The sequence below is a fragment of the bacterium genome (assembly GCA_030654305.1).
Taxonomy (GTDB): Bacteria; Krumholzibacteriota; Krumholzibacteriia; order LZORAL124-64-63; family LZORAL124-64-63; genus PNOJ01.
On record JAURXS010000336.1, the window covers coordinates 1 to 4,776 of the forward strand.

The 4,776-nt window shown below is 70.8% G+C and carries 6 protein-coding genes; 2 read left to right on the forward strand and 4 right to left on the reverse strand.

From position 1 onward, the window contains the following. On the forward strand, positions 1-888 hold an 888-nt coding region (locus Q7W29_09685), incomplete at its 5' end, for a prolyl oligopeptidase family serine peptidase (GenBank protein MDO9172090.1). Positions 889-939: 51 nt separating this feature from the next. Here the strand turns inward: Q7W29_09685 and Q7W29_09690 are convergent. Continuing rightward, positions 940-1,386: a hypothetical protein gene (locus tag Q7W29_09690; protein ID MDO9172091.1), complete on the reverse strand. Its 447-nt coding sequence runs from the start codon at positions 1,384-1,386 to the stop codon at positions 940-942. Positions 1,387-1,628: 242 nt separating this feature from the next. On the opposite strand from Q7W29_09690, the gene Q7W29_09695 reads away from it, so the two are divergent. Further along, positions 1,629-2,252, forward strand: a complete 624-nt coding sequence (locus Q7W29_09695) for a hypothetical protein (GenBank protein ID MDO9172092.1) — start codon at positions 1,629-1,631, stop codon at positions 2,250-2,252. A gap of 6 nt (positions 2,253-2,258) precedes the next feature. On the opposite strand, the gene Q7W29_09700 is transcribed toward Q7W29_09695, so the two are convergent. The 3 genes from Q7W29_09700 to cysT all read right to left on the reverse strand — a co-directional run. Then, entirely contained in the window at positions 2,259-3,344 is a 1,086-nt protein-coding gene (locus Q7W29_09700) for a sulfate ABC transporter ATP-binding protein (protein MDO9172093.1), read from the reverse strand. Then, positions 3,341-4,240: a sulfate ABC transporter permease subunit CysW gene (cysW, locus tag Q7W29_09705; GenBank protein MDO9172094.1), complete on the reverse strand. Its 900-nt coding sequence runs from the start codon at positions 4,238-4,240 to the stop codon at positions 3,341-3,343. The genes Q7W29_09700 and cysW overlap by 4 nt, the downstream gene beginning before the upstream one ends. 1 nt (position 4,241) lies before the next feature. Then, positions 4,242-4,776, reverse strand: a 535-nt coding sequence (gene cysT / locus Q7W29_09710; GenBank protein MDO9172095.1) for a sulfate ABC transporter permease subunit CysT, incomplete at its 5' end; no start/stop codon positions are given.

A 4,776-nucleotide genomic window follows, 5' to 3' on the forward strand; every position in this document is an offset into this window, starting at 1 on the left:
CCCGACGAGCTGCACACCTGCGCCCCCGCCGGCGGCGACGAGCGCCGCCTGACGCACATCAACGACGCCGCGCTGGCTGCCTGCCGGATGGGCGAGCCCGTGCAGTTCACCTTCAAGGGCTGGAACGACGAGGTCGTGCACGCCTACCTGGTGAAGCCCTACGACTGGACGGCCGAGGCCGCGGCCGCGGGCCGCACCTGGCCCGTCGCCTTCCTGGTGCACGGCGGCCCGCAGGGCAGCTTCGGCAACGACTTCCACTACCGCTGGAACCCGCAGGCCTACGTGGGCGCCGGCTTCGCCACCCTGGCCGTCGACTTCCACGGCTCGACCGGTTACGGGCAGCCCTTCACCGACGCCATCCGGCACCACTGGGGCGACCGGCCGCTGGAGGACCTGGAGAAGGGCCTGGCCGCGGCCCTCGCGGACTACCCCTGGCTGGACGGCAGCCGCGTCGTGGCCGCGGGCGCGAGCTACGGCGGCTACATGATCAACTGGATGCACGGCCAGCCGTTCGGCAAGAAGTTCCGGGCCTTCGTCTGCCACGACGGCAACCTGGACGAGCGCATGGCCTACTATGACACCGAGGAGCTGTGGTTCCCCGAGTGGGAGCACGGCGGCACGCCGTGGGCGGAAGGCTCGGGCTTCGGGCTGCACAACCCCGCGGACTTCGTGCAGAACTGGAGCGTGCCCACGCTGGTGGTGCACGGCGGCCTGGACTACCGCGTCGTCGACACCCAGGGCCTGAGCACCTTCACCGCCCTGAAACGGATGGGCGTGCCGGCGCGGCTGCTCTACTTCCCGGACGAGAACCACTGGGTGCTGAAGCCGGCGAACTCGATCCAGTGGCACGACGAGGTCATGTCCTGGCTGACCCGCTGGATCGAATAGGTCGTGCCGTCAGGATTGTGCCCGGCCGCGCCATCGGTTGGCGCGGCCGGTTCATTTTGCGGCGGGATTCACCCGCACGGCGCAGGACCAGTACGACTGCTCGTCGATCCCGTCCACTTCCATGAGGCCCGAGACCACCCCGGTGGTGGAGCGCGCGAGGCTCGCGTGGTGGTAGGACACGTCGTGGAGGTTGAGCAGATCGGCGTAGTCGGCGCTGCTCAGGGAGCCTTCCAGCCGCAGGACCGGCGAGTAGTCGTTGGTCGGCGGCCTGAAGAAGAGTTGGACGCGGATCGAGTTGCTGCCGAGATCGGTGATCTGCACGGTGACGTTGACGTGCCGGTCCGTGATCTGGAGCGCGGGGTTGCTGAAGATCCCGGTGCCTTCGTAGACGCCGTCCCAGGGACCGCTGAAGCGGTTGTCGCCATCACCGTTCAGCGTCGGCCAGTCGGCCGGGGCGCAGGCGCCGAAGGCGAGGATGACGGGCAGGCATGCGGCCAACGACCACCGGCGTATCCCGGTCCTCGAAAGATGCGTCATCGTGTCTCCAGGCGTGATGGGCGATCAGACTGCAAGGTAGGGGTTCCCGGGTCCCGGCGTCAACAGGGCCCGATCCTTGCGGGGTTCCCCGGCGACCGGTCCCGCGAGCGGGGCGCCGGCTTCCGGGGGCGACCCGGAAAGAACCGACGGTTCCCCGCCACGGCGTAAATGACCGGATCCTTCCCCGAGCGGGAGGTGCCAACATGCAAGCACGGATGATGCGAGCATTGCTGATCGCCCTGCTGGCGACCACGGCCGGGACCGCCTTCGGTTGTCCCTCGTCCCTCGGCGTGGCGCCCAACGGCGGCAAGGCCTGGCTCGGCATGAGCGCCGGCGGCTTCATCGCCGGCGAGGGGCAGCGCTTCCACAACGAATGCGACGGCGCCCTCTTCAGCGTGGCCTTCCAGGTGGTGCTGGACGGGCTGACCGCCGGCGGCGTGCCGCCGCTGGGTGCGGGCGACACCATCTACGCCCAGGTGCGCACCCTGGGCGGCGTCGTGCTGGCGACCCGGTCGCGGGTGCTGGACTTCTCGACGGGCGCGCAGTGGGTCGTCTTCGATTTCACGACGCCGACGCTGGACCTGCCGGTGGGCGACTACCTGGTGGTCTGCTACACGGCCTCCGTCAGGCAGGGCCGGGTGGCCTACTTCCAGAACGGGGACTCGTACGGCTCGGGCGTGCGCTACATCTCCGAGACGGGGGAATTCGGCCCCTGGACCGCGTTGACGCCCGAATACGGCGACCTCGCGATCATGCTGACGCTGGAAGGCGACGTGGTGGCCGCGGAGCGCGCGACGTGGGGCGCCGTGAAGGCCGCCTACCGGTAAGGGCCGTCAGGCCCCGGCCGCCGGCGGGACGCGGTCCGCCGCGAAAACGCGCAGGCGTCGCGGCGTGACGTGGACTTCGGATCCGACCGCCAACCCGAGCTGCTCCAGGGTTTCCTGGGGCAGTTCCGCGTTCAGCAGCGCGCCGTCGGCCGTCCGCAGCTCCAGCCGCGCGACCGGGCCCGCGCTCTGCACCCGCTTCACGACCGCCCGGATGGCCGCCTGCGTCGGCGCCGCCAGCGACACCTCCCACTCGTGCGGCCGCACGAACACCCGCGCCGGGCCGGCCAGGCGGCCGTGGTCGCCGGCGTCCAGCTCGACGTCCGCGAACGCGACGCGCCCCGCGTCGACGCGGCCGTGGAACTGGTTCACCTCGCCCAGGAACCTCATGACGAACTCCGTGGCGGGGTGGTGGAAGACCTCGTCGGGCGTGCCCTCCTGCTCGATGCGCCCCTCGTTCATCACCACGACCCGGTCGGCGACCTCGAGCGCCTCGTCCTGGTCGTGGGTGACGAAGACGCTGGTGACATGCAGCTCGTCGTGGAGGCGGCGCAGCCAGACGCGCAGCTCCTTGCGCACCTTCGCGTCCAGCGCGCCGAAGGGTTCGTCCAGCAGCAGGACCTGCGGTTCGACCGCCAGGGCGCGCGCCAGGGCCACGCGCTGGCGCTGGCCGCCGGAGAGCTGGCCCGGGTAGCGGTCGGCCAGCGTGTCGAGCTGGACCATCCGCAGCAGGTCGCCGACCCGCTTGCGGATCTCTTCCTTGTCCGGACGCTCCCCGCGCGGGCGGACCTGCAGACCGAAGGCCACGTTGTCGAACACGGTCATGTGCCGGAACAGGGCGTAGTGCTGGAACACGAAGCCCACGCCGCGGCGGCGCACCGGCCGCACCGCCACGTCGGCATCGTCGAACAGGACCTGTCCGCTGCCGTGGTCCGCCTGCTCCAGGCCGGCGATGATCCGCAGCAGCGTGGTCTTGCCCGAGCCCGAGGGGCCGAGCAGGGCCATCAGCCGGCCCGTGGGCACCGTCAGGCTGACGTCGTCGAGGGCGCGGAAGGCGCCGAAGGTCTTGGTGATGTGCCGGGCTTCGATGCTCATGACGCCTCATGGGGCTGGAGTGCCGTTTCGACCGCGGCCGCCGCGGCGCCCGCCCGCCGTTCCACCACGGCTTTCGCGACCAGGGTCACGAGCGCCAGCATCGCCAGCAGCGACGCGACGGCGAACGCGGCGACGTAGTTGTACTCGTTGTAGAGGATCTCGACCTGCAGCGGCATCGTCGCGGTCTTGCCGCGGATGTGGCCGCTGACCACCGACACGGCACCGAACTCGCCCATGGCGCGCGCGTTGCAGAGGATCACGCCGTACAGCAGAGCCCAGCGCACGTTCGGCAAGGTGACGCGCCGGAAGGTCTGCCAGCCGCTGGCGCCGAGGGTCATCGCCGCCTGCTCCTCTTCGGTGCCCTGCGCCTCCATCAGCGGGATCAGCTCGCGGGCGACGAAGGGGAAGGTCACGAAGATCGTCGCCAGCACGATGCCGGGCACCGCGAAGATCACCTGCAGGTCGTGGGCCGCCAGCCAGGGTCCGAACACGCCGTTGGCGCCGTAGATCATGATGTAGACCAGGCCGCTGACGACCGGGGACACGGCGTACGGCAGGTCGATCAGGGTGATGAGCAGCCGCTTGCCCGGGAACGAGAACTTCGCGATGGCCCAGGCGGCGGACAGACCGAAGAAGATGTTCACCGGCACCGCGATCGCGGCGACCAGCAGGGTCAGCCGGATCGCCGCCAGCGCCTCGGGATCGCGGAAGCTGGCCAGGTAGGCGCCGATCCCCCCGCGCAGCGCCTCGGCGAAGACCGACACCAGGGGCAGCACCAGCACGCACCCCAGCACGAGCAGCGTCGCGGTGATGAGCAGACGACGCACCGGCGCGGACTCGCCCACGCCCGGGCGGGGCCGCGATGCCGCACGATGCCCGCCGCCGGCGCCGGCCATCTCAGTTCCCCTCGCGGTAGCGGCCGGTCCAACCCTGCAGCAGGTTGACCGCCAGCAGGATCGCGAACGACAGCACCAGCATCACGGCCCCGATCGCGGTCGCGCCGGCGAAGTCGTACTGCTCGAGCTTCGCGACGATCAGCAGCGGCACGATCTCGGTCTTGTTGGGCATGTTGCCCGAGATGAACACGACCGAACCGTACTCCCCGACCGCGCGTGCGAAGGCCAGCGTCGTGCCGGTCAGCAGGGCCGGCAGGACCGTCGGCACGATGACCTTGCCCAGGATCTGCAGCCTGCCTGCACCCAGGACGGCCGCGGCCTCCTCGACCTCGGCGTCGAGGTCCATCAGCGCGGGTTGCAGCGTGCGCACGACGAAGGGCAGGCCGATGAACACCAGCGCCACGGTCACGCCCAGGGGCGTGAACGCCACCGGCAGCCCCAGCGGCGCGAGCAGGCGCCCGACCCAGCCTTGGGGCGCGAACAGGGCCGTCAGGGCGATGCCCGAGACGGCCGTCGGCAGGGCGAAGGGCAGATCG